The 23846-nt window shown below is 67.1% G+C and carries 21 protein-coding genes; 3 read left to right on the forward strand and 18 right to left on the reverse strand.

The window, feature by feature from the left end:
* Positions 1-10 precede the first annotated feature (10 nt).
* From OIE68_RS20405 to OIE68_RS20415, 3 genes are all read right to left on the reverse strand, one after another.
* The gene (locus tag OIE68_RS20405; protein WP_327100953.1) at positions 11-2284 is read right to left on the reverse strand and encodes a polyribonucleotide nucleotidyltransferase; all 2274 of its coding nucleotides are present in this window, start codon (positions 2282-2284) and stop codon (positions 11-13) included.
* 434 nt (positions 2285-2718) lie between these two features.
* Complete coding sequence (rpsO, locus tag OIE68_RS20410; protein ID WP_327100954.1) at positions 2719-2988, reverse strand: 30S ribosomal protein S15; 270 nt, start codon at positions 2986-2988, stop codon at positions 2719-2721.
* A gap of 127 nt (positions 2989-3115) precedes the next feature.
* Positions 3116-4084: a bifunctional riboflavin kinase/FAD synthetase gene (locus OIE68_RS20415; protein ID WP_327100955.1), complete on the reverse strand. Its 969-nt coding sequence runs from the start codon at positions 4082-4084 to the stop codon at positions 3116-3118.
* A gap of 319 nt (positions 4085-4403) precedes the next feature.
* Between OIE68_RS20415 and OIE68_RS20420 the strand changes: the two genes are divergently transcribed.
* Positions 4404-5180, forward strand: a complete 777-nt coding sequence (locus OIE68_RS20420; protein ID WP_327100956.1) for a metal-dependent transcriptional regulator — start codon at positions 4404-4406, stop codon at positions 5178-5180.
* 158 nt (positions 5181-5338) lie between these two features.
* Here OIE68_RS20420 and OIE68_RS20425 read toward each other — a convergent pair whose 3' ends face one another.
* Entirely contained in the window at positions 5339-5761 is a 423-nt protein-coding gene (locus OIE68_RS20425) for an EF-hand domain-containing protein (protein WP_327100957.1), read from the reverse strand.
* A 129-nt stretch (positions 5762-5890) separates the two neighbouring features.
* A complete protein-coding gene (locus OIE68_RS20430) occupies positions 5891-6304 on the reverse strand; it encodes a DUF4345 domain-containing protein (RefSeq protein WP_327100958.1) in 414 nt (137 codons plus the stop codon).
* Between the two features lie 86 nt (positions 6305-6390).
* Here OIE68_RS20430 and OIE68_RS20435 point away from each other — a divergent pair, with 86 nt between their 5' ends.
* Positions 6391-6993, forward strand: coding sequence for a helix-turn-helix domain-containing protein (locus tag OIE68_RS20435; RefSeq protein WP_327100959.1), 603 nt, complete (start codon positions 6391-6393; stop codon positions 6991-6993).
* Here the strand turns inward: OIE68_RS20435 and truB are convergent.
* The 7 genes from truB to OIE68_RS20470 all read right to left on the reverse strand — a co-directional run bounded on the left by truB (position 6965) and on the right by OIE68_RS20470 (position 15764).
* Positions 6965-7870 (reverse strand): tRNA pseudouridine(55) synthase TruB, encoded by a 906-nt coding sequence (gene truB / locus OIE68_RS20440; RefSeq protein ID WP_327100960.1) that lies wholly within the window; start codon positions 7868-7870, stop codon positions 6965-6967. The genes OIE68_RS20435 and truB overlap by 29 nt on opposite strands.
* A complete protein-coding gene (gene npt, locus OIE68_RS20445; RefSeq protein ID WP_327100961.1) occupies positions 7870-8541 on the reverse strand; it encodes a 4'-phosphopantetheinyl transferase Npt in 672 nt (223 codons plus the stop codon). The genes truB and npt overlap by 1 nt, the downstream gene beginning before the upstream one ends.
* Positions 8542-8705: 164 nt before the next feature.
* Entirely contained in the window at positions 8706-9662 is a 957-nt protein-coding gene (locus tag OIE68_RS20450) for a metallophosphoesterase (protein WP_327101733.1), read from the reverse strand.
* 79 nt (positions 9663-9741) lie between these two features.
* Positions 9742-10641 carry a TIGR03943 family putative permease subunit gene (locus tag OIE68_RS20455; RefSeq protein ID WP_327100962.1) on the reverse strand — a complete coding sequence of 300 codons (900 nt, stop codon included), beginning with the start codon at positions 10639-10641 and terminating at the stop codon, positions 9742-9744.
* Positions 10638-11642, reverse strand: a complete 1005-nt coding sequence (locus tag OIE68_RS20460; protein ID WP_327100963.1) for a permease — start codon at positions 11640-11642, stop codon at positions 10638-10640. The genes OIE68_RS20455 and OIE68_RS20460 overlap by 4 nt, the downstream gene beginning before the upstream one ends.
* 339 nt (positions 11643-11981) lie before the next feature.
* Positions 11982-14072 carry an Ig-like domain repeat protein gene (locus OIE68_RS20465; RefSeq protein ID WP_327101734.1) on the reverse strand — a complete coding sequence of 697 codons (2091 nt, stop codon included), beginning with the start codon at positions 14070-14072 and terminating at the stop codon, positions 11982-11984.
* Positions 14073-14081: 9 nt separating this feature from the next.
* Positions 14082-15764 carry an Hsp70 family protein gene (locus tag OIE68_RS20470; protein WP_327100964.1) on the reverse strand — a complete coding sequence of 561 codons (1683 nt, stop codon included), beginning with the start codon at positions 15762-15764 and terminating at the stop codon, positions 14082-14084.
* Positions 15765-15875: 111 nt separating this feature from the next.
* Between OIE68_RS20470 and OIE68_RS20475 the strand changes: the two genes are divergently transcribed.
* Complete coding sequence (locus OIE68_RS20475; protein ID WP_327100965.1) at positions 15876-16736, forward strand: hypothetical protein; 861 nt, start codon at positions 15876-15878, stop codon at positions 16734-16736.
* Between the two features lie 259 nt (positions 16737-16995).
* Here the strand turns inward: OIE68_RS20475 and OIE68_RS20480 are convergent, their stop codons facing one another.
* The 6 genes from OIE68_RS20480 to OIE68_RS20505 all read right to left on the reverse strand — a co-directional run bounded on the left by OIE68_RS20480 (position 16996) and on the right by OIE68_RS20505 (position 23819).
* Positions 16996-18357, reverse strand: coding sequence for an MATE family efflux transporter (locus OIE68_RS20480; RefSeq protein WP_419150722.1), 1362 nt, complete (start codon positions 18355-18357; stop codon positions 16996-16998).
* Positions 18354-19382, reverse strand: coding sequence for a DHH family phosphoesterase (locus OIE68_RS20485; protein ID WP_419150723.1), 1029 nt, complete (start codon positions 19380-19382; stop codon positions 18354-18356). Before OIE68_RS20485 ends, OIE68_RS20480 begins: the two co-directional genes overlap by 4 nt.
* A gap of 13 nt (positions 19383-19395) precedes the next feature.
* Entirely contained in the window at positions 19396-19839 is a 444-nt protein-coding gene (rbfA, locus tag OIE68_RS20490) for a 30S ribosome-binding factor RbfA (RefSeq protein ID WP_327100967.1), read from the reverse strand.
* 106 nt (positions 19840-19945) lie between these two features.
* Positions 19946-20236: a DUF503 domain-containing protein gene (locus OIE68_RS20495; RefSeq protein ID WP_327100968.1), complete on the reverse strand. Its 291-nt coding sequence runs from the start codon at positions 20234-20236 to the stop codon at positions 19946-19948.
* Positions 20237-20324: 88 nt separating this feature from the next.
* The gene (gene infB / locus OIE68_RS20500; protein WP_327100969.1) at positions 20325-23399 is read right to left on the reverse strand and encodes a translation initiation factor IF-2; all 3075 of its coding nucleotides are present in this window, start codon (positions 23397-23399) and stop codon (positions 20325-20327) included.
* Between the two features lie 108 nt (positions 23400-23507).
* Positions 23508-23819, reverse strand: a complete 312-nt coding sequence (locus OIE68_RS20505; RefSeq protein WP_327101736.1) for a YlxR family protein — start codon at positions 23817-23819, stop codon at positions 23508-23510.
* Positions 23820-23846 lie beyond the last annotated feature (27 nt).

Genomic DNA, 23846 nt, shown 5'->3' on the forward strand with positions numbered 1-23846 from the left:
GAGACAAGTACTACTCGGTCTCCGCCTGGCCCGCATCAACGGATTCGGCGGCCTCGGGCTCGTCGGCGCTCTCGTCTACCGGCACCAGCGAAATCTTGCCGCGGTTGTCGATATCGGCGATTTCCACGCGCAGCTTGTCGCCGACGTTCACCACGTCCTCGACCTTGGCGACGCGCTTGCCGTTGCCCAGCTTGGAGATGTGCACCAAGCCGTCGCGACCGGGCAGCAGTGAGACGAACGCGCCGAAGGCGGTGGTCTTGACGACCGTGCCGAGGAAGCGCTCGCCGACCTTCGGCAGCTGCGGGTTGGCGATGGCGTTGATCTGGTCGATCGCCGCCTGCGCCGCCGGGCCGTTGGTCGCACCGACGTAGACCGTGCCGTCGTCCTCGATGGAGATATTGGCGCCGGTCTCCTCGGTGATCTGGTTGATCACCTTGCCCTTCGGGCCGATGACCTCACCGATCTTGTCGACCGGGATCTTGATCGCGGTGACGCGCGGTGCGTACGGGCTCATCTCGTCCGGGGTGGCGATGGCCTCGGCCATGACCTCCAGGATGGTGGTGCGGGCATCGTGCGCCTGGCTCAGCGCACCGGCCAGCACCTGCGAGGGGATGCCGTCCAGCTTGGTGTCCAGCTGCAGCGCGGTGACGAAGTCCGGGGTGCCCGCGACCTTGAAGTCCATGTCACCGAAGGCATCCTCGGCGCCGAGGATGTCGGTGAGGGCCACGTAGCGGACCTCGTCCTCGCCCTTGTCGTTCTTGATGGTGTCCGACACCAGGCCCATGGCGATACCGGCGACCGGCGCCTTCAGCGGCACACCGGCGTTCAGCAGCGACAGGGTCGAGGCGCAGACCGAACCCATCGAGGTGGAACCGTTGGAGCTCAACGCTTCCGAGACCTGACGGATGGCGTAGGGGAACTCCTCCTGGCTCGGGAGAACCGGGATGAGCGCCCGCTCGGCCAGCGCGCCGTGGCCGATCTCGCGACGCTTCGGCGAACCGACGCGACCGGTCTCACCGGTGGAGAACGGCGGGAAGTTGTAGTGGTGCATGTAGCGCTTGGAGGTCTCCGGGCCGAGCGAGTCGACCTGCTGGGCCATCTTCACCATGTCGAGGGTGGTGACGCCCATGATCTGGGTCTCGCCACGCTCGAACAGCGCCGAGCCGTGGGCGCGCGGGATCACGGCGACCTCGGCGGACAGGGCACGGATATCGGCCAGCCCGCGACCATCGATGCGGAAGCCGTCGGACAGGATGCGCTGGCGCACCAGCTTTTTGGTGACCGAGCGGAACGCCGCGCCCAGTTCCTTCTCGCGACCGGTGAAGTCGTCGGCCAGCCGGTCCAACACGGCGAGCTTGATCTCGTCGATCTTCGCCTCGCGCTCCTGCTTGTCGGCGATGCTCAGCGCCTCGCCCAGCTCACGCTTGGCGGTGCCCTCGACGGCCTCGTAGACATCGGCCTCGTACGGCGGGAAGAGCGGGAACTCCTCGGTCGGTTTGGCCGCCAGCGCGGCCAGATCCTGCTGTGCCTTGCACAGGCGGGCGATGAACGGCTTGGCCGCCTCGAGGCCCTGCGCCACCACGGCCTCGGTCGGCGCCTGCGCGCCACCCTCGACCAGTGCGACGACCTTATCGGTGGCCTCGGCCTCGACCATCATGATGGCCACGTCACCGGATTCGACAACCCGGCCGGCGACGACCATGTCGAAGACCGCGCCCTCGAGCTGCTCGACGGTCGGGAAGGCGACCCACTGGCCGTCGATCAGCGCGACGCGCACGCCGCCGACCGGACCGGAGAACGGCAGGCCCGAGATCTGGGTGGACGCGGATGCGGCGTTGATGGCCACGACGTCGTAGAGATCGTTCGGGTCCAGGCTCAGCACGGTGACCACGACCTGGATCTCATTGCGCAGGCCGTCGACGAAGGACGGCCGCAGTGGACGGTCGATCAGGCGACAGGTCAGGATCGCGTCGGTGGAGGGGCGGCCCTCGCGACGGAAGAACGAACCCGGGATGCGACCCGCGGCGTACATGCGCTCTTCGACGTCGACCGTCAGCGGGAAGAAGTCGAACTGATCCTTGGGGTGCTTGCCCGCGGTGGTCGCGGACAGCAGCATGGTCTCGTCGTCCAGGTAGGCGACGACCGAACCGGCGGCCTGGCGGGCCAGACGGCCGGTCTCGAAGCGGACGGTGCGGGTTCCGTAGGTGCCGTTATCGATCAGCGCGACGGATTCGAACACACCGGGTTCGACCTCGATGGCCGAAGATGTAGTTGTTTCAGACATTTTTCTGCTCTCAACCTCTCGTCTTCGCTGGATCGAGCGCCGGGTGGGCGCGATCCAGCTCTCGTCAGCCGTACCGGATACGGACGCGCGGCAACCCTCCTGGCTGCGACGCGCACACCCGGCCGAATCCCCTTGGAAACGGCGACGCGGAGGCGGTCATCGATCGAAGCCCGCCGGCGACTGCTCGCCTGCCGGGAGGCCACTACCGAAGACCGACGCCACGCGGGCGGGTGCATACGGCTGTGCAATGTTGTCGTGCAAACGGGGTATGTGCACCCCTCATACACAAATAGCCAACGGGGAGATTGTACGTCTCCCCGTCGGCTACCTGATCGACCGCCTCTGGTATGCAGCCTGTTGGGAGGATTCCCGCCCGACCCTGCCACCACGGAGCGAGTCTTACGAACACGCAGCGCCGCAGGCGCTGCAAGAAATTACCTCCGCAGACCCAGGCGCTCGATCAGCGAACGGTAGCGGTGGATGTCCTTGTCGGCGAGGTACTTCGACAGGCGCTTGCGACGACCGATCAGCGCCATCAGGCCGTGGCGGGTGTGGTGGTCGTGCTTGTGCTTCTTCAGGTGCTCGGTGATGTCGGCGATCCGCTTGGACAGCAGCGCGATCTGCGCCTCCGGGGAACCGGTGTCCTTCTCGTGCACGCCGTACTCGGCGAGAATGGCCGACTTCTGCTCGGTGGTCAGCGCCATGGGGCATCCACTCCTATTTCTCAGTTCCGCGCTCGAGGATTCCGGTTACCCGGCCGGGCGCCACCGCGGACCGCAGCAAACCCGAGGAGCCACCTTACCCGACACCCCCGCGCCGAACCGAATCCGGTCAGGAGTCGGCGGCGGTGAGGACCTTGCGGGAGTTCTCGACGTCGCGGGCCATGGCCTCGAGGAGTTCGTCGATGGAATCGAATTTGCGCATGCCGCGCAGATGCTCGACGAAATCCACTGCGACGTGCTGGCCGTACAGGTCGGCCTCACTGTCGAGCACATAGGCCTCGACGGTGCGGGCGCGCCCGGAGAAGGTGGGGTTGGTGCCGATCGAGATCGCGGCCATCGCGCGCTGCCCCGGCGTCACGGTGCCGATAGTGTGGCCCGGCCCCAGCACTGTGAACCAGCCCGCGTAGACGCCGTCGGCCGGAATCGCGGCGTACATGGGCGGTGCGATATTCGCGGTCGGGAAGCCGAGCTCACGGCCGCGGCCGTCGCCGTGCACGACCACGCCCTCGACCCGATGCGGACGGCCCAGCGCCTCGGCGGCCGCAGCCATATCGCCGGCGTCGACACAGGCGCGGATGTAGGTGGAGGAGAAGGTGACCGCGTGCTCGCCGAGCAGTTTCACGCCGTCGACCTCGAAGCCGAATCGCTCACCCAGCTCACGCATGGTCTCGATGGTGCCCGCAGCCTTCTTGCCGAAGGTGAAGTTGTCACCGACCACGACCTCGGTCACATGTAGCCGCTCGACCAGCAGGTCGTGTACGTAGCGCCCCGGCGGCAGCTTCATGAATTCTTGGGTGAAGGGCATGACGCAGAACACGTCGACGCCGAGTTCCTCGGCCAATTCCGCGCGCCGGGTCAGCGTGGTCAACTGCGCCGGATGCGAGCCGGGGCGCACCACTTCCATCGGGTGCGGGTCGAAGGTCATCAACACCGCCGGAACACCCCGCGCGGCAGCGGACTTCACGGCCCTGCTGATCAGCTGCGCGTGGCCGCGATGCACACCGTCGAATACGCCGATCGTGAGCACGCACCGCCCCCAGTCCGCGGGTACGTCATCGAGGCTCCGCCATCTCTGCACAGTCCGCAGCCTACGCAAAACGAGGGGCGAACAGTATTCGGAGGTGTCAATCCGCACTCCGGCCCGAGCCCCGTGTGTACATGGGGTGAATTGCGGGTTCAGCTGGATGACGACAGTTGCGAGGCAGCGGCGGCCCTGATTGTTCGCACTGCAAGATCCACAGCCGCCCGCATCGGCTCCGGGCGGCGGGGCCGACCGAGCACCGGCGGACCCGCGCTCGGTCCGACCAGGCGAAACCGATGGCTCGACGAGCGGTCCCGACGCTGTCGGACGACGGCACCGAGTGTTCAAGTGTCTGAATGTGTGAATCGGGAGTCCAATGCATAAGCTCGAAGATGTGCCCGGTAAACGAGACATCGCAACCCGACGCGAGCTGGCCGACACCGCAGCGCAGCCGACCGAGACCCCAGGCCCCCACGGCAGCACCGCGACGATTGCGCCGGAGCTCACCTCGGTCGCCCAGGACTATTTGAAGGTGATCTGGACCGCTCAGGAGTGGTCGCAGGAAAAGGTATCGACGAAACTGCTCGCCGAACGGATCGGCGTCTCGGCCTCCACCGTCTCCGAGGCGGTACGCAAGCTCGCCGATCAAGGCCTGGTCGAACACGCCCGGTACGGATCCATCACCCTCACCGAACACGGGCGGCGCGCGGCGGTCGCCATGGTGCGCCGGCATCGGCTGATCGAGACATTCCTTGTCAACGAACTCGGCTACGGCTGGGATGAGGTGCACGATGAGGCCGAGGTGCTCGAGCACGCGGTCTCGGAGTTGCTGATGGCCCGTATCGACGCGAAACTCGGCTATCCGGACCGGGATCCGCACGGCGATCCCATTCCCTCGGTCGACGGTGCGGTGCCGACGCCGCCCGCTCGCCAGCTCAGCGATTTCCGCGCGGACGAATCCGGCCATGTCGCACGGATTTCCGATGCCGATCCGGATATGCTGCGCTACTTCGATTCGGTCGGTATCGCGCTCGATACGCCGATCGTCGTGGTGGAACGCCGAGACTTCGCGGGCACCATCGCGATTCGCATCGGGGACCGCACCATCGATCTCGGGCGCCCTGCGGCCGAAGCCATCTGGCTCAGCGACTGACGATCGCGTGCCAGTGGTGACGATTCATTGTCACCACCGCACGCCGCCGCGGCCACCGCGTCCGCGGCAAGAACAAACTCCGATACCCACCTATCGCATCGTCGGGTGTCGGAGTTAGCACAGGTCAAGCCCCATAGAAATTTCGTGCGCCGAATCGGTCAGCGCGACAGGAAATTCAGCAGCGCACGGAATTCGGATGGCGACAGGTAGCCGTCCCCGTCGGTATCCGCCGCCGCCAGCAGCGATTCGGCGGGCTCCTCGATCAGCCCGGCGCCGACATGACGGATCAGGGATTCGAGTTCTTCGACCGAGATCTTGCCGTCGCCATTGATATCGAAGACCGTGAAGGCCGCATCGGCATCGGTGACCTCGATACGGCCGCCGACCAGCGCGGCATCGAATTCGGCTCGGGAGACCAGGAAGTCGCCATTGGTATCGGCGGCAGCGACCATCCGTTCGACCGCCTCATCATCGACTTCCAGTCCGAGCGAACGGATTCCGGTGACTATGTCCTCGACCGACACCAGACCGTCGCCGTCCCGGTCCCAGAGCTCGAACGTATCGACCGGTTGTCCACTCATTGCCCCACTGCCTTCGTCGCACTGTCTACCGCGCCCACTGTACGGATCGCCGTGCCAATTGACGCATGGCTACTGACTACTTCGCATTAGGCACAATGTGTGAGGTAGTCATCCGATTTGCGACACCGGTCAGCCAGCGGCGGGCACGCGGTCGGTGGTGAAGGCGGTGCGCTTTTCGTGGGCGGCGGCTAGCCAGAAGAAGATCGGAGGGAGGGCGAATTCTATTGCGGTGAGGACGATTTGGAACCAGTGCGGCCAGCCGTAGACGGCGACCGAGATCAAGCGGGCCACGCCGCTCAGTAGGAAGATTCCGGCGAGCCAGCGCACCGCGGGTGCGGAGATCGGCGTTCGGCGGGCTGCCCAGATCCAGGCGAGGCCATAGCCGACGAAGATGCCGCCGAAGAAGCGAGTCTGACTGTCGGCGGTGACGCCGGAGGAGCCCATATCGGGGATGCCGTCGATTCCGGCAGCCATGTGGAATATGCCGATACCAACGATGACAACGCCCATCGCCATGGACAGCCATTTGAGTGCCGAGGTCATGAATTCCTCACTTCACTAGTTGACGTTTGTCTACTAAGCCCGACCCTAGGACGCTTGGTAGACATACGTCAACTAAGCTTGCTGGGGTGACCCGCCGCCGCCTCGCCCCGGACGAACGCCGCCGCCTGCTGCTGGACGCGGGCGCGAAACTGTTCGCCGAACGCGCCTACGATGCGGTGCTGATGGAGGACGTCGCGGCCGCGGCCGGTGTTTCGCGCGCCCTGCTCTACCGCCACTTCCCGACCAAACGCGACCTCTTCGCGGGCGTCTACCAACTGGCCGCCGACAGCCTGCTGGTCGCCACGAAACTCGATACCGAAACCCCGCTGCCCGAACAGCTCGCGGCCGGACTCGACGAGCACTTCGACTATTTCGAGGCCAATGCCAATACGGTCGTGGCCGCCAACCGCCTACTCGCGGGCGATCCGACCATCCAGGCGATCATCTCGGGCGAACTCGGCGAACTCCGGGTGCGTCTGCTCGACGTAATGGGCGTCGAAGGCCATATCCGCGAGCTCACCTCATCGGTGCTGATGGGCTGGCTGACCTTCGTCCGGGTGCTATCGGTCGACTGGCTGGAAAACCGCACCTGCACCCGCGCCGAACTCCGCGATATCTGCGTCGGCGCATTGCTCGGCGCACTGGAACCGCTTGGCGCGGTTAAAGATTCGACGGACGCACAACCATGACCGAGGCCGCGCGCTTACCGCTCTCCTGCAGTAGTGCGATCGCGCGTCCGGACGGGTCGATGGCGGCGTAGACACCGGATATGCCGACCGGCTCGAGCCAGCGTCCGTTGCGCAGATCGTCGGCCTGCTTGTCATCGATATCGCGGTGCGGGAATGCGGTTCGGATGGCGTCGTCGATATCCAGACTCAACAGCGCGTCCTCGGATTCGGCCAATTCGTCAAGGGTTCTTGCGTGCTCGAGGGTGAACGGGCCGACCCTCGTGCGGCGCAAGGCGGTCAAATGGCCGCCGACGCCGAGTGCGGCGCCCAGATCGCGCGCCAGGGCGCGAATGTAGGTGCCGGACGAACATTCGACGACTACATCCAGATCGACGAACTCCGAAATATCCCGGCGGGCAAGGATATCGAAGCGCGAGACGGTGACCGGGCGCGCAGCGAGCTGGACCTCCTCACCAGCCCGATGCCGGGCATAGGCGCGTTCGCCGTTCACCTTGATGGCGCTGACCGTGGCAGGCACCTGTTCGATATCGCCGGTCAATTTCGCAGTGTGCGTGGCGATTTCGACATCGGTGAGATGGGTCGCCGACGCGGTCGAGAGCACTTCGCCCTCGGCGTCGTCGGTGGTGGTGGCCTGGCCGAGTCGAATGGTCGCGGTGTACGCCTTGGTGGTCAGCGTGAGCAGGCCGAGCAGTTTGGTGGCGCGTTCGACGCCGAGCACCAGTACGCCGGTGGCCATCGGATCGAGCGTCCCAGCATGACCGATCTTCTTGGTGCGCAATAGTTTTCGACATTTCGCGACGACGTCGTGGCTGGTCCAGCCGCCGTCCTTGTCGACGATCAGCAGACCGCCGAGTGCGTCGATCCTGGCGTCGGCCATCAGTCGTGCACGATCGCGGTCAGGATGAGTCCGTCGCCGATCATCCAGCGGCCGTCGAAGGAAATCAGCGGCGCGCCACCGTCGGTGACCTGTCCGGGCACCAGGATCTGGCTGTGGAAGGCACCCGAACCCGCGCCGTCGGAGCTCTCATCGATGGTGAAGGTGATGTGGGCGTCCTCGAAGCCGAGCCAGCGTGCGGTCAATGGCCACCACGCCTTGTAGGTGGCTTCCTTCGCGCAGAACAGCAAGCGGTCCAGGTGCAGACCGGAACCGTCGACCCGCGCCAACCAGTCCCGCTCGGGGGGCAGGCTCACCGAATCCAGCACGCCCTCGGGGAGTGTGCCGTGTGGTTCGGCGTCGATGCCGATCGAGCGGAACCGCAGTTTGTGGCCCAAGGCCGCCGCCCGGTAGCCGTCACAGTGCGTCAGGCTGCCGACGATGCCGCGCGGCCACACCGGTGCGCCCCGCTCGCCTTTGCCGATCGCGACCGGAGCCTCACCGAGTTCCGCCAGCGCCAGCCGGGCGCAGTGCCGAGCACCGATGAAGTCCCGGCGACGCTTCTCCACCGACTTCTCGATGAGGTGCGCCTCGGCCGGATGCGGCTGCAGATCTTCCGGGTAGGCCAACAACTCGGCCGAGGCCACACCGGCAGGAAGAATTTTCTCGATCATCACTGACGAGCCTAGTCGAGCCGCGCCACCGACAAACGCCTCGGGAGGCACAGCGCATCACCTGCGCTCGACCTCTGCAGAGGAGTGGACCGAGCACTCATACTCGGTCCACATTCGCGGGATCTGAGCGCTGAGACCCTCCTCTGGCGGCAACGCCGCCGGACTCACACACCGCGACGGCGCTCGGCCTTTTCTCGCATCTCGGCGGCTGCGGCTTCCATCTCGGGGGTGACCTTGAAGTGGCCGCCCCATTTATTCAGCGAACCCGGCGGGTAATCCGGGGTCGGGAGGATTTGGCGCAGCAACTGGTCGGGCAGTCCGCGACGCTGCCATTCGCGCGGGTAGCCGAGCGACACCTCTTCGAAGCGCACGCCGTCGTAGTAGGAGGTGCGCGGGATGTGCAGGTGGCCGTAGACCGAGCAGACCACGTTGTAGCTGGTGTGCCAGTCGGCGGTCAGATCGGTGCCGCACCAGAGGGCGAATTCCGGATACCACAGCACTTCGGTGGGCTGGCGGACCAGCGGGAAGTGGTTGATCATCACGATCGGCGTCTCGGGTGGCAGCGCGTCCAGTTTCCGCTTGGTGACCTGCACTCGGGCGTGACACCAGGCATCACGGGTCAGGTACGGATCCGGGGACAGCAGGAATTCGTCGGTGGCCACCACATTGCGTTCCCGGGCCAGGGCGAGGCCCTCGGCCTTCGTTTTGGTGCCCTTCGGCAGGAACGAGTAGTCGTACAGCAGGAACATCGGAACCAGCGTCACCTGACCGCCGTACTGTTCGGACCCCGCGCCGGTCCACACCGGGAACGGATCCTCCGGTGTGATCACATCGAGATCCCGGCAGATCGACACCAGGTAGTCGTAGCGCGCGACACCGTGCATCTGCACCGGATCCTTCGCCGTGGTCCACAATTCGTGGTTGCCCGGCACCCAGATCACCTTGGCGAAGCGGCCACGCAGCAGCTCCAGTGCCCAGCGGATATCGTCGGACTTCTCCCCGACGTCCCCGGCCACGATGAGCCAGTCCTCGGGCGAATCCGCCCGAATCTGCTCGACGACCGGACGATTCCCCTGGTGCCCGACGTGAACGTCGCTCACCGCCATCAACTTGGGTATCACCACACCTACATTGGCATATCCGCGGGAGTTGCCGCCGTTCGGCTCGACGATCATGGGCGATACCGATTCGAGTCCGCCTCTAACGGCCGCGTTCGTACGGCCGGTCCGGGGCCTCGATCCGCTGGTAGTCGGTGACGACGAGGGTGGGCGTGTGATCCGGATCCCGCTGAGCACTGCCGGTTTCGACGACACCCCTGACCTCGAGCCAGGCATCGTCCTCGATCACCTCCGGCATCCCCGACAGGTGCACAAGTACATACCGCGCATCAGCGACACAGCAGGTGATGACTACTCGCGCGAGATCCGCATCGGGCGTATCCGGATGCTGCTGCTCGAGATCCTTGGGCCGAATAATGAACCCACTGATAGTGATCTCACGACCGTCCAGCGAGTGACTGGAGTCCTGAAGCGCCCGATCCACCAGATCCACAATCGGCAACCGCGGTGCCGGCTCGGCAGGCAGCGGCGGAAAAGCCCAGAGCTTCGGCTGCTCCGCGGCGATGTCGCGCGGGACGACCTCGACCGGGGAACTGGTAACCGCCGCCCCCGCGCCCAGGGCGGGTGGCGCGATGAGCAGGAGTGCGGCGACCGGTGCGAGCAACAACCATTGCGCGCGACCCGAGCCGTGCTGGTGGTCGTGCGGGCCCTGTGCGGCGCCGTGCCCGAGTGCATAGTCGCGGCCCTGCGCGTTGGCATGGCTCAGTACATCGTCGCCGCCGTGGATACCGCGGGGGCGGCGGGTCTCGAGGTGGCCAACGACGTCACGGCCGTGCACGTTCGCGTGCTCGTCGGATGCGGTGCCGCGGCGGATATCTCGGATGATTGCCACTAGGGCGAGCAAGATGAAGCCGATGCTGCTGATCAGCAGGAACGGGTAGAGGCTCGGTTTCACATAGCGTAGGTAGCTGCCGTCGAGGGTTATCCAGAGCACCGCGCCGCCGATGAGTAGCAACAGGAGGTTCTGTGTTTCTCGTTTCATCGGGCACCTCCCAAGAAGATGTATCCGGCGATCGTGCCGCAGGCCACGGCGACCGCGAAGGTCATGGGGGCGAAGCGCATTGCGAAGCGGCGGCCGAAGCTGCCTGCCTGCATGGCGAAGAGCTTCACGTCGACGGCGGGGCCGACGACCAGGAATACCAGCCGCGGCAGTAGCGGCAGCGTCGACATGCTCGCCGCGACGAATGCATCGGCCTCCGAGCACAGGGCGAGCACGATCGCCAGCACCGCCATGACGAGGATCGCAACCACCATCTGCCCGGCCAACCGCTCGTACCAGGTGGGCGGAACCAGTACATGCAGCGCGGCGGCGGCCGCGGCACCGAGTACCAGAAATGCGCTGGCCTGCAAGAGATCGTGGCGCGCGGCCTCGGTGAGGACCTCCCACCGGGTTCGCCCCGTCACACAGTGGTCGCGTCCGGTACCACGCGGCAGCAGCCAGGCCGGGCGTCCGATTCGCGACCAGATCAGCCCCATCACCACCGCGGTGGCCAGCGAGCCGGTGAACCGCGCGGCCACCATTCCCGGCTCCCCGGGAAATGCCACCGCCGTGGCGATCAACACCACCGGGTTGATCGCGGGAGCCGACAGCATGAAGGCCAAGGCCACCGATCCGGGCGCACCCTGATCGGTCAGCCGTCGCGCCACCGGCACGACACCGCATTCACAGCCGGGCAGCGCCATCCCGGCCAGTCCGGCCACGCCGATCGCCGCAGGTTCGTTGCGCGGCAATACCTTTCGTAGCACCGCAGGTGATACGAAAGCTGCGATACCACCGCTCACCAAAACACCGAGCGCCAGAAACGGCACCGCCTGCACGAACACACCCGCGAAAATCGTCACCGCAGTCTGCAATCGCGCGGATGCCCCCACCGCATGCACCAACGGCGCCTGCAAGACCAGTCCGAGGACGATCAGCGCGGCGAGCACATATGTCGAGGACACGCGCGTCCGTACCGAATTCACAGCGTTCTGTGCGAGCACGTCCCCATCCTGCCCTGTGCTGTCGCGAAATCCCGCTTGTCACCGATCACCCCGCGTTGCGCCGCCCGTACATCGCCGCGAGCGGTCCGGCGCGAGACAACCCGTCCAACCGATCGACCACCCGAACCAACGGATCCGCGCAGTCGGCGCGAAACCCGCAGCGACCCTAAGCTCGCCACCCGGCTCGCAGCAGGCGATCCGGCGCGACAACCCGTCCAACCGATCGACCACCCGAACCAACGGATCCGCGCAGTCGGCGCGAAACCCGCAGCGACCCTAAGCTCGCCACCCGGCTCGCAGCGGGCGATCCGGCGCGACAACCTGTCGGACCGATCTCGACTACCCGAACCAGCGGATCCGCGCAGTCGGCGCGAAACCCGCAGCGACCGTGAGCTTTCCGTTCGTTTCGCGACGGCAGGATGCGATGGCGATATGACATGGTCGCGGGATATCGGGCGGGATACGGACGCCGCCGTCGATTTCGTATCGCATATTGGTGACCTTCCAGGAGCGGGCCTCAGGGTCGTCCGGGGTGGTCGGCGGTTGATCCGGCCGCACGACGGCCATGACTTCGGTAACGCCGATGGGCCAGGCGAAGACCAGTAGCCCCGCCTGTTCGCCCAGTCCGGTCACGGTCGGTATGCCGCTCGGCGACGGATCGTCCTGTGGTTGTTCCTGTCTGCCTTGCGGTTTCGCGACCGGGCCGGTATCTGATCGGGTGATCTCGGAGTATCTGCCCGCGACGGCGGCGGCCACCGCGTACACCGGCTGCCCGACGGCGGGGGCGCCACCGTCTTCGAGTTCGGTTGCCTGTGTGCGGCCGACCACGCGCCACGACCCGTCCGGCTGCAACCTGGTCACCCGGTAGGCGACGTTATCCGTCGATGTCGGCGACCACACCACGAGCATCGACCCATTCGCCAATCTCGTGGCCTCGACCCGCTGCGGAGCCCCGATCGGCGACTCCGCGAGCGCAGCGGCCGCACCGGCGTGATCAGCGCATACCTCGACCGCGGCGAGCAGCTCGCGCATCCTGGCATCGGCCGGTCCGGCCTGCGCCGCAGCAACGAGCCGGTCCGCCTCGGCGATGGCCTCTCGGGCTTCGGCGAGCAACTGGTCGATACTCGGCACCTGATTCGGTGGCAGCAGATCGGATGCGGTGCGGCGCACCTGTTCCAGATGCGGCAGCGCCTCGACAAACCGCTTTGCCGTACACGCGACCGTGGCATCACGCCAGTGGGCCTGTGCCTCGTTCAGCACCCGGTCCACCTCATCGGATACCGAACGGATCGGAGTGAGCCCTTCCCCGTCGGACCCGACCAGCCGGTGCGCCTCCTCGACATGGCGCGCGGCTTCCTGTGGGCGACCCCCGCGCAGCGCCGCCCGGGCGGCCTTGAGCGGTGCTTCCCAGAGTCTGGGCGCAGGCGGTTGCGATATGGGTTGCGGCGGCGCGGTCGGCGGCGAATTCGTCACTCGCGCACCGAGTTCCGCGGCGATCTCGGTGAGCACCCGGGTGGCGTCGGCCCGATCGAGACCCAACCGCATCGCCTCGTCGAGCAGATACTGGAAGTCGTCGCCGACGAGTTCGTCCTCGACCAGCACCGCCGCCCTGACCTTGGGCCGCAATTCCTTCGCGACATCCTCGGCCAGGGCCCGCAGATACTCCCGCAGCGTCGCCTCGCCCGATTCGAGCACGTCGTGGATGTGAATCAGCAACTCATCCAACACAACTCGGATGCGACCGGGCGGCAGCTCTCGCGACCGCGCACGCAATGCCTCGGCGCGCAGTCGAATCTCCTGGGTCTGACCGGCTTTCGCCGGATCCACCCGGAGCAGCGCGAACAGCGTCGGCGTCGGTTCACCGTCGATGAGCCGTTCCCATTCGCTGAGCAACTGCCGAATCTGTTGTCTGCGTTGGTCGGTGAGCACACCGGCAGGCGCGGGGGCGTCCTCGATGACCCGATGCCTGCGCAATCGAGTCGCGACCTCGGCGGCACTGAGCCCGCCCATCGCACCGATCTCCTCCAGCCCAGGCACCTTCCCGGCCGGAACCCCGCCGTGACGCTGCACCAATCGCGAGATCGCCGCGTCGAGCATCTCGTAGCGGTCCGCATCCCGGCGCTCGCGCATCTCCCGGATCCGCGCCGCTTCCGCGCGGCGGACCGCCGAATCCAGCAGTACGCGGGACAGCTTCGGATGCGCGTCGACCAGCAGCCCCACCAGCACCCGGTACTTCGGATGGTCGCGCTGGCGCTGCCAGAAACCCCAGACCTCCTCCACCCGGGCGGCGATCTCGGCATCGCTCAGCGACTCCGTCTCGTCCAGCGGAATGTCGTAGAGCTCGAACGGATCCGACTCCTCGAGCCCACCGCGGCGCTCGACATCGGCGAGCACCCGCTTGCGGTAGTCGTTCGGATCGAACGCCTGCATGGTCACCGCTCAGCTGTCGCGGCGGCGGGTGCGCTGGACCTGATCGAGTTCGCGCGCCACATCCGCTTGCGACAGGGTCGCGCCGGTCTGCGCGGTCAGGACCAATGGAATATCGGCGTCGACGTGATGGCAGGTGACGCGCAGGACGCCGTCGAAGCCCATCTCGAAGGTCACCCGCACCTCGCTGCCCTCGGGATAACCCGCGGGGATGCCGCGAATGCGCCCTTCCACCAGCACCTTCGTATCGTCGGGGCGAGCCGATGCCGCCTGGCCCTGCTGCTCCACAATGGTCAGCGCGATTTCGTCCTGATCCGCGCGCACGGTACCGAAGGAACGACGTACCTTCACCGGCAGCGTCGAATTGCGATGCACCAACCAAGTCGCCGCCAGCCCGTACTGATAGTCGAGCGCGAGCACACCGAAACCGCGCGAAACGACGGTATCGACCTGGATTTCGAGCATCCGGCGCACCAGCCCGACCGGTTGCCCGAAGGAGGCGGCGACGCGGGCGATCGATTGGTCCAGATCGGCCGGTGCGGCGTCGTCGATATTCGCGCCGTCGCGCAGTCGACCACGGGTAGTGAGGTCGGCGAGGACGAGACGTTCCATCTCCAGCTTTTCGCCGTACAGCGCCGCGCCGCGCGCCACCGAGAGGTCGGGATCGCGCAGTTCGCCGGCAAGGCCGAGTTCCTTGCGCAGTTCGCGCTCCACCATCGGCATGCGCGAGGAGCCGCCGACCAGCAGCAGGCGGTCGACGGATCCGACACCGCGCTTACTCGCCGCAGTCAGGCAATCGCGGGTCAGGTCGATGGTGCGGCGCATGAGCGAAGCCGTCATCGCGTCGACTTCGCCGCGCGTCAGCGGGATAACCGCGCGAGCGCCGTCGTGCGCGATCACCACATCGGTGCGCTCGGCATCGGTCAGCTCGCGCTTGGCACGTTCGGCGGCCAGCACCAGCATCTGCGAACCCGCCGAATCATCCAGCGGGTCTTCGGCATCCGGGTTCGCCTCGCAGAACTTTTGCGAAAGGTACAGCGCGATGCGCTCATCCCAGTCGGCGCCGCCGAGTTGGTGATCGCCCTCGACCGCGAGCACCGAAATGCGGCGGTCGGCGAGTTCGATGACGGTGGCGTCGAAGGTGCCGCCACCGAGGTCGTAGACGAGAACCGTCTCGCGCGGGCCCGGCTTGCCGACGTCCATACTGCCATCGAGTCTGCCGAAACCGTAGGAGAGCGCCGCCGCGATCGGTTCGGAGAGCACACCGGCGACATCGAAGCCCGCATACGTGCCCGCCTGGATGGTCGCGCGCCGCTCCTCGTCGCCGAAGTAGGCGGGCACGGTGATGACCGCGCGCTTCACCGGTTCGCCACCGCTGAATTCGGCATCCGCGGCAAGGCTTTTCAGGATCAGCGCCGAAACCGCGGGCGCGGACCAGGTTTGCCCGTGCGCGGCGAAACGCCAGTCCGTATCGCCCATCCGCCGCTTCACCAGCGCGCACACATGCTCCGGATCGAGCCGAGCCTGCCGCCGCGCACCCTCGCCCACCAGATGATCGAACGCCGACGCGAACAAAACGACCGAAGGCACCGTCGCCTCGCCGTTCAAACCGATCATGACTTCGGGCCGACCATCAGCGTCTATCCGCGCGATCGCCGAATTTGTCGTACCAAGGTCGATGCCGTAGACCCCCATGAGACGCGATGGTAGCAGCCACATCCGACACCAGCCCAGTTCCCAGCAGTGGATCCCGATGCCGCCCAAAACAATCGATGCACCCCCGCGAACTAGCGTTAAAGTGCGAGCATGACCGACCCCGCCGCGCCGGACCCCGAGGACCCAACCATCCCCGCCGCGCCGCAGGTAGAGGCCAACCCAATCGCGCCACACACCGGTCATCCCACCGGCCCCCGCACGCCACCGCTCGAAACCCTCACCAGCCCCACCGCACCGCAAGCTGGTAACCCCGCCAAACCCCTCACGCCGTGGGCCGACACGACGACCAGCCAAGCAGCGTCACGGTCTGGTCACCTCACCGACCCAGGCGCATCACAGGCCGAGACCTTCGCCGCCCCCGCGCCGCAAACCAAAACCCACACCGACCCCACGCCACCAGCCAGCCACACCGCCGATCCCCTTGAGCCGCAGATCAAGGCCCCGACCGCGCCGCAGGCCCATTACCCCGCCAACTCCCGCACACCACAACTCGAGAACCCCGCCGACCCGCTCGCCCACCTGGCGGAACGCATCGAAGACCTCACCCGAGTAATCGCCCGCCAAGCCACCACCATCGACCGCCTGGCCGACGAAGCCAAGGCCCGCGACCGACGCGACCGCAGCGGCGCCGACCTCCCCCTCGTCCTGGAACTCTTCGCACTCCACGCCGACAGCACCGCCTGCGCGGCCACCGCCGAATCCCCGCGCGAGCGAGCAGCATTCGAAGCTGTCGCCACCCGCATCGAACGCCTCATCGTCGGCCGCGGTGGCACATTGGTCACCCCACGCCCCGATGACGCCTTCGACTCGCTCACCATGGAAGCGGCGGATGTCGCCAAGACCGACGATCCCGCATTGGACCGCACGGTGGAATCGGTCGTGCAAACCGGCTTGACGGTCTCCGGCCGCTCGGTGCGTCCGGCAGGAGTGGTCGTCCGCCGACACCACTGACCACTCGTTGCCCGCCGCACACGAACTCACCCAGCAGAGCAGTCGTCCGCCGACACCACCGACGACCCGCTACCCGCCGCACACGAACTCACCCAGCAGAGCAGTCGTTTGCCGACACCACTGACAACCCGCCGCCACCGCACACGAACTCACCCGAGTGGCTGGTGCACCGACACCACCGACAATCCGCTACCCACCGCGCACGAGTTCGCCCGGCGAAAACATGCGCGGGATGCGAAACCGTGCACGGCGCACCGCGCTAAGCACTGACGCGCGGGATTTCGGTGCCGATTTGCGCCCAGCGGCCGGATTCCGCGCGCCAGACTACGGCGATGAGGCGTAGGAGCATGAAGGCTACGAGGCCGGTCCAGATGCCCGCTATGCCCCAGTTGAAGACGAGGGAGAGCCAGATGGCGGGGAGGAAGCCGAGGAGGGCGGCGCCGAGGGTGGTGTTGCGGAGGTAGGCGGCGTCGCCCGCGCCGAGGAGGACGCCGTCGAGGGCGAAGACGATGCCTGCGATCGGGATGATGGCGACGAAGAACCACCAGGCGACGTGGGTGCGGTCGAGGACGGCCGGATCGTCGGTGAAGAGTTCAGGGATGACGGTCGCGCCTGCTGCGAAGGCCGCCGCAAGGACCAGCGCCAATCCACCCGACCAGCGGGTGATGCGGCGCGCCAGACCGCGCGCTCCGGTGGCGTCGCCTGCGCCGAGTGCCGCACCGACCAGGGTTTGGGCGGCGATGGCGAGCGAATCCAGGGTCAGGGCGAGGAAATTCCAGAGCTGCAGGACCAGTTGATGTGCGGCCACCGATGCCGCACCGAACCGGGAGGCGACGGCCGCCGCCGACACGAAGCTGGCTTGGAAGGCGAGACTGCGGGCGATCAGATCACGACCGAGTACCAGCTGTGCCCGCATCACCGACCAGTGCGGCGCCAGCGGAACACGTGCGCGCACCAGCGCGGTCAGGAACAACCCGGCCGTTACGGACTGGCCCGCCGCATTCGCGACCGCCGAACCCGCCAACTCCAGCCGCGGCGCACCCGCCAACCCGTGCACCAGCGTGGGGCACAGCACCCCCGAAACCAGCAGTCCCGCAACAACGAACAGCAGCGGCCGACGCGTCTCCTGCACCCCACGCAACCACCCGTTACCCGCCATCGCGATCAGAATCAGCGGCACCCCGAACAGCGCGATCCGCACCCAGACCAACGCCTCCCCCGCAATATCCCCACCACCCGCGATCACATTCGTCAGCGGAACCGCAATCGCCTGCCCCATAACAAGAACCAGCGTCCCGACGATCACCGCGACCCAGGTCGCCTGCACCCCTTCCCCGATCGCACCGCGTTTATCCCCCGCCCCATGCCGCCGCGCCGCCCGTGCCGTGGTCCCATACGACAGGAACGTCAGCTGCGAACTGACCTGCGCCAGAATCAATCCGCCGACCGCAAGCCCTGCCAATGCCAACGCCCCCAGCCGCCCCACCACAGCCAGGTCGAAGAGCAGATAGATGGGCTCCGCCACCAGCACACCCAAGGTCGGCAGGGCGAGTCCGAGAATCCGTCGCGGCCCCACCGCGCCGGTCGGATTCGACGCAACCCCGCTGACTTCCGAACTCACCCGAGTTCAGCCAACAGCGCCGCGACGACCGATTCGGACGTGCCATTAGTGGTGTATCCGGCAGCGAACCGATGCCCACCGCCGCCCAAAGATGTTGCGACAGTGGCCACATCGACACCATCCTGCGCCCCCGGCGCACTGTCGCGCGACCGCAGCGACACCGTCCACCGATCCGGAATCGTGCGCGATTCCTTGAACACCGCGGCAACCCCGGCCTCGGAGGTGGTGCGGACGATATCGACCACACTCTCCACCTCTTCCGAGCGCACACCATCGACATCCTCGCGCCGCACAATGGCGTACACCAGTCCGGTCCCACCACCGGCCTGTGGCTCCAACCGAGCCGAGCCGAGCACCCGCGACAGCATCGGCAACCAGCCGAACGGATGCGTATCCATCAGCGAGCGCGTGATCTCGGCACCGTCGATGCCGGTGGCCAGTAGCCGCTCGGCCAGCTGATGGGTGCCGGGCCGCACCCAGCGGAAGGATCCGGTATCGGTGACCAATCCGGCGTAAAGGCAATGTGCCACTTCGGCATCGATCGGCACCTGCCAGGCGTCGAGCAACCGCGCGATCAAACTCGTCGTCGATTCCGCACTCGCATCGATCACATTGATCGTCCCGAACCGGGTGTTGGAGCGGTGATGATCGAACACCAGAGTCGTTCGGGCCCCGGCCAATCGATCGGCGAGCGCACCCAGCCGACCGGCACTGCCGCAGTCCACGGAAACCAGCAGATCCACCTCGGCGGGTACCTCGGCGGGCGGCACCAGATGCTGCACACCGGGCAGCGTCCGCATCGTTGCGGGCAGTTCGGCGGGCTCGGCGAACGATACCCACACCGGGACACCGCGCCGGTGCAACACCAATGCCAAAGCGAGCCCGCTGCCGATGGTGTCGGCATCGGGCTGCACATGACACAGGATGGTGACCGAACGCGCCGCGTTCAATGCGGCAAGGGCCGGTCCGAAATCGACCGTATCGACAGCGACCCCCCTACCCGGGTCGACGGGCATCGTCGTCATGGTCTACCGCACGTCACTCGTCGGATTCGCGTTCGACCTTATACGGGTCGGCATCGCCGGCATGGGTGGCGGTGGACGCCACCTTCGCGACCGCGTCATCAGCGGCCCGCGCCCTGGCCAGCAGCTCTTCCATATCCCGTGCCGCGTCGGGCACCTTGTCGAGCACGAACGCCAGCGTCGGGGTGAATTTCACGCCGGTGCCCGCGCCCACCTTCGAGCGCAGCACACCCTTCGCCTTCTCCAGACCGGCGGCCGCGGCCGCGTAATCCGGTTCCACGTCGAGGGTTTCGCCCATCACCGTGTAGTACACCGTCGCCTCGCGCAGATCGCCGGTGACCTTCGCATCGGTCACGGTTACGAAATTCAGACGCGGATCCTTCACCTCGTATTCGATCGCGGTCGCCACGATCGCGGAAATCCGCTTGGCGAGTCGGCGTGCCCTGGCTTGATCCACCATGGCTGAACCCTCCTCACTACTACTGCTGTGTTCATTTTGCGGCGGGACCGGGACCCTGCGTGGTTACGCAAGCTTCCGCCTCCGGGCCCGTCGTTCCCGCCGCGGATCAGTCTTCGGGTCCGAAGATCCTGCGGCGCACTGCCAGCAACTCTAACTCCGGACGAGCCGCGACGTGACGCTCACATTTGTCGAGTATCTCGGTCAGGTGATCCATACCGGAACTGACCATGGCGACTCCGAGCAGTGAGCGACGGTGGCGGTCTTGTTCCCCACCCTCGGCGGCACTCACGCCGAAGCGCTGCAATTCGGCCAGCACGGGCCGAATCACCGAACGCTTCTGCTTCAGCGAGTGCACATCTCCGAGCAGGATGTCGAACTCCAGTGCACCCAGGTACACCCAAGCCTCCTGTATCGGCGCCTACGAAAAGATTGTCTCGGTGGTCCGGTCCAGCGTTGACGGCCGGACCGGACCACCGACGAACAAATCAGTCGCGCGGCTTCTCGCGCAGCTCGTAGGCCTCGATCACGTCGCCTTCCTTGATGTCGTTGTAGGTCAACGTCATACCGCATTCGAAGCCCTCGCGGACCTCGGTGACGTCGTCCTTCTCCCGCTTCAAGGTGGAGATCGTGACCGTCTCGGCGACCACCAAGTTGTCGCGGAGCAGGCGCGCCTTGGCGTTGCGCTTGACCGAACCCGAGGTGACCATGCAGCCGGCGATATTGCCGACCTTCGACGAACGGAAGATCGCGCGGATCTCCGCCCGGCCCAGCTCGACCTCTTCGTAGATCGGCTTGAGCATGCCCTTGAGGGCCTTCTCGATTTCGTCGATGGCCTGGTAGATCACCGAGTAGTACCGGATGTCCACACCTTCGCGGTTGGCCAGCTCGGTCGCCTTACCCTCGGCCCGGACGTTGAACCCGATGATGATCGCGTTCGACGCCGACGCCAGGTTGACGTTGGTCTCGGTGACGCCACCGACACCGCGGTCGATGACCCGCAGGCGCACCTCGTCGTCGATCTGGATACCGAGCAGCGCCTCCTCGAGGGCCTCGACGGTACCGGAGTTGTCGCCCTTGAGGATCAGGTTGAGCTCCGAAGTCTCCTTCAGCGCGGCATCCAGATCTTCCAGGCTGATCCGCTTGCGGCTGCGCGCGGCCAGTGCGTTGCGCTTGCGCGCATTGCGCCGGTCGGCGATCTGGCGAGCGATCCGGTCCTCGTCGACGACGAGCAGGTTGTCACCGGCGCCCGGCACCGACGTGAAGCCGATGACCTGGACCGGCCGCGACGGCAGCGCCGCGACGACATCGTCGCCGTGCTCGTCGACCATGCGGCGGACGCGACCGTAGGCGTCACCCGCCACGATCGAGTCACCGACGCGCAGCGTGCCGCGCTGGATGAGCACGGTAGCTACCGGGCCTCGGCCGCGGTCGAGGTGCGCTTCGATGGCGACACCCTGTGCGTCCATGTCCGGGTTGGCCCGCAGATCCAGCGCTGCGTCCGCGGTCAGCAGGACCGCCTCGAGCAGTTGCTCGATATTGGTCCCCTGCTTGGCGGAGATATCGACGAACATGGTGTCGCCACCGTATTCCTCGGCAACCAGGTTGTATTCGGTCAGCTGCTGCCGGATCTTGTCCGGGTTCGCGCCTTCCTTGTCGATCTTGTTGACCGCGACCACGATCGGCACGTCGGCCGCCTGCGCGTGGTTGATGGCCTCCACCGTCTGCGGCATGACGCCGTCGTCGGCGGCGACCACCAGGATCGCGATATCGGTGGCCTTCGCACCACGGGCACGCATGGCGGTGAACGCCTCGTGACCCGGGGTGTCGATGAAGGTGATGAGCCGGTCGTTATCGCCCAGATGGGTGAGCACCTGGTAGGCGCCGATGTGCTGGGTGATGCCACCGGCCTCGCCCTCACGGACGTTGGCCTTACGGATGGTGTCGAGCAGTCGGGTTTTACCGTGGTCGACGTGACCCATGACGGTCACCACCGGCGGACGCTGTTCGAGGTCTTCCTCGCCGCCCTCGTCCTCACCGTAGGTCAGGTCGAACGATTCCAGCAGCTCGCGGTCCTCGTCCTCGGGGCTGACCACGTGCACGACGTAGTTCATCTCGCTGCCGAGCAGCTCGAGGGTCTCGTCGTTCACCGACTGGGTCGCGGTGACCATCTCACCGAGGTTGAACAGGGCTTGCACCAAGGCGGCCGGGTTCGCATCGATCTTCTCCGCGAAGTCCGACAGCGAGGCACCCCGGGCGAGACGGATGATCTCGCCGTTACCGCGCGGCAGCCGCACGCCACCGATGGCGGGGGCTTGCATGCTTTCGTACTCGGCGCGCTTCGCCCGCTTCGACTTACGGCCACGACGCGGGGCGCCACCGGGACGACCGAACGCACCGGCCGCACCGCCACGGCCACCGGGACCACCCGGACGACCGCCGCCACCGCCACCGGGACGACCGCGGAAACCACCGGCCGCGGGAGCACCGGCACCTGCACCGGGCGCACCCGTGCCACCGCCACCCTGGCCGCCGCGGTAGCCACCGCCACCGCCACCACCGGGACGACCGCCGCCGCCACCACCGGGGCCGCCGCCGGGACGACCCGGACGACCGGCACCCGCGCCGCCGCCCGGACCCGGACGGGCCGAACGTGCGGGCATGGCACCCGGATTCGGGCGCGGCGGCATCGAGCCGGGGCTCGGACGCGGACCACCGGGACGCGGACCACCCTGGCCCGGAGACGGACGCCGCTCGCCCTGGGCGCCACCCGGACGGGGACCGCCCTGGGCCGGACCTGGACGCGGACCCTGGCCGGGACCCGGACGCGGGCCACCCTGGCCGGCGCCCGGACGGGGTGCACCCTGGCCGGGAGTCGGACGCGCGGCGGGACGCTCACGATCGGGAGCCGAGGAGAAGGGGTTGTTGCCGACGCGCGGGGTCTTCGGGCCCGGCTTCGGACCGCCGGGACCACCCGGACGCGGGCCACCCTGGGCCGGAGCACCGGAACGCTGCTGCTGACCGGGACGGGCACCGCCCGGCGTCGGGCGCTGCCCCCCTTGGGAGGGGGCACCGTGAGCCGGAGCGGACTGGGCCGGAGTGGCCTTCGCCGCAGGAGCCACCGGGGTCTCCTGCGCCGGGGTGCTCTGCGCGGGCTTGGCCGGAGCCGGGCCGGGACGAGCCGCGGGGCTCGGACGGACGGCGTCGGACGGACGCGCGGCAGGAGCCGCGGTCTCACGGGCGGCCGGAGCCGCCGGGGCTGTTGCCTGCGCGGGCGCAGGAGCGGGGGTACGGGGACCCGGACGCGGACCGCCGCCTGCGGCGGGCTTCGCGGCCGGAGTGCTCGACGGTGCGGAACCGGGGCGCGTCCCGGACTTCGCGCTGCCGTTCGCCGGGGCGGACTTACCTGCCACCGACTCGCGCAGTCGACGTGCGACGGGTGCTTCCACCGTCGAGGACGCCGACTTCACGAACTCGCCCTGCTCCTTGAGCGTTGCGAGTAGTTCTTTGCTTGTGACACCGAGTTCTTTGGCCAACTCGTGCACGCGGGCCTTGCCTGCCACTGCTCTCCTCACTGAGAGGTCGAGCAGTGCCTCCGCCTAGGGAAGGCGGGCCCGCACGACCTCGGGTTATCTCCGATGGACGTTCATCGTTGGTGCTTCACGGTGTGCTCATGAGTGCTCGTGCCTGTTCTCGAGGTACTTCTCCAGGGCTGAGATATCCAGTTTTCCGGACACTCGTAGTGCTCTGCCGAATGCTCGGCGTCGTTCTGCGGTGCGCAAACAAACCGAAACGGGGTGCAGCCAGGCACCCCGTCCGGGAAGTCTGCGCCACGGATCGGGAACTATCGCAACAACCTCGGAACCGTCACCGGTTTCACAGTCCTGCGCCACGATCCGCAACAGATCGACGGCCAACTCGCGCTTTCGGCACCCGATGCACGTCCGCTCCGGGGCTGCTCGACGTCGGTGCGCCGGGGCCAGCTCGGTGGTGCGTTCGGACAAAGAAAC

This window comes from Nocardia vinacea, assembly GCF_035920345.1.
Taxonomy (GTDB): domain Bacteria; phylum Actinomycetota; class Actinomycetes; order Mycobacteriales; family Mycobacteriaceae; genus Nocardia; species Nocardia vinacea_A.

Excerpts from the sequence above, each read along its gene's own strand:
- OIE68_RS20405 (WP_327100953.1), bottom strand. The coding sequence starts at position 2,284 with ATGTCTGAAACAACTACATCTTCGGCCATCGAGGTCGAACCCGGTGTG.
- rpsO (WP_327100954.1), bottom strand. The coding sequence starts at position 2,988 with ATGGCGCTGACCACCGAGCAGAAGTCGGCCATTCTCGCCGAGTACGGC.
- OIE68_RS20420 (WP_327100956.1), top strand. The coding sequence starts at position 4,404 with ATGCATAAGCTCGAAGATGTGCCCGGTAAACGAGACATCGCAACCCGA.
- OIE68_RS20425 (WP_327100957.1), bottom strand. The coding sequence starts at position 5,761 with ATGAGTGGACAACCGGTCGATACGTTCGAGCTCTGGGACCGGGACGGC.
- OIE68_RS20430 (WP_327100958.1), bottom strand. The coding sequence starts at position 6,304 with ATGACCTCGGCACTCAAATGGCTGTCCATGGCGATGGGCGTTGTCATC.
- truB (WP_327100960.1), bottom strand. The coding sequence starts at position 7,870 with ATGGCCGACGCCAGGATCGACGCACTCGGCGGTCTGCTGATCGTCGAC.
- npt (WP_327100961.1), bottom strand. The coding sequence starts at position 8,541 with ATGATCGAGAAAATTCTTCCTGCCGGTGTGGCCTCGGCCGAGTTGTTG.
- OIE68_RS20455 (WP_327100962.1), bottom strand. The coding sequence starts at position 10,641 with ATGAAACGAGAAACACAGAACCTCCTGTTGCTACTCATCGGCGGCGCG.
- OIE68_RS20465 (WP_327101734.1), bottom strand. The coding sequence starts at position 14,072 with ATGCAGGCGTTCGATCCGAACGACTACCGCAAGCGGGTGCTCGCCGAT.
- OIE68_RS20470 (WP_327100964.1), bottom strand. The coding sequence starts at position 15,764 with ATGGGGGTCTACGGCATCGACCTTGGTACGACAAATTCGGCGATCGCG.
- OIE68_RS20475 (WP_327100965.1), top strand. The coding sequence starts at position 15,876 with ATGACCGACCCCGCCGCGCCGGACCCCGAGGACCCAACCATCCCCGCC.
- OIE68_RS20485 (WP_419150723.1), bottom strand. The coding sequence starts at position 19,382 with ATGACGACGATGCCCGTCGACCCGGGTAGGGGGGTCGCTGTCGATACG.
- rbfA (WP_327100967.1), bottom strand. The coding sequence starts at position 19,839 with ATGGTGGATCAAGCCAGGGCACGCCGACTCGCCAAGCGGATTTCCGCG.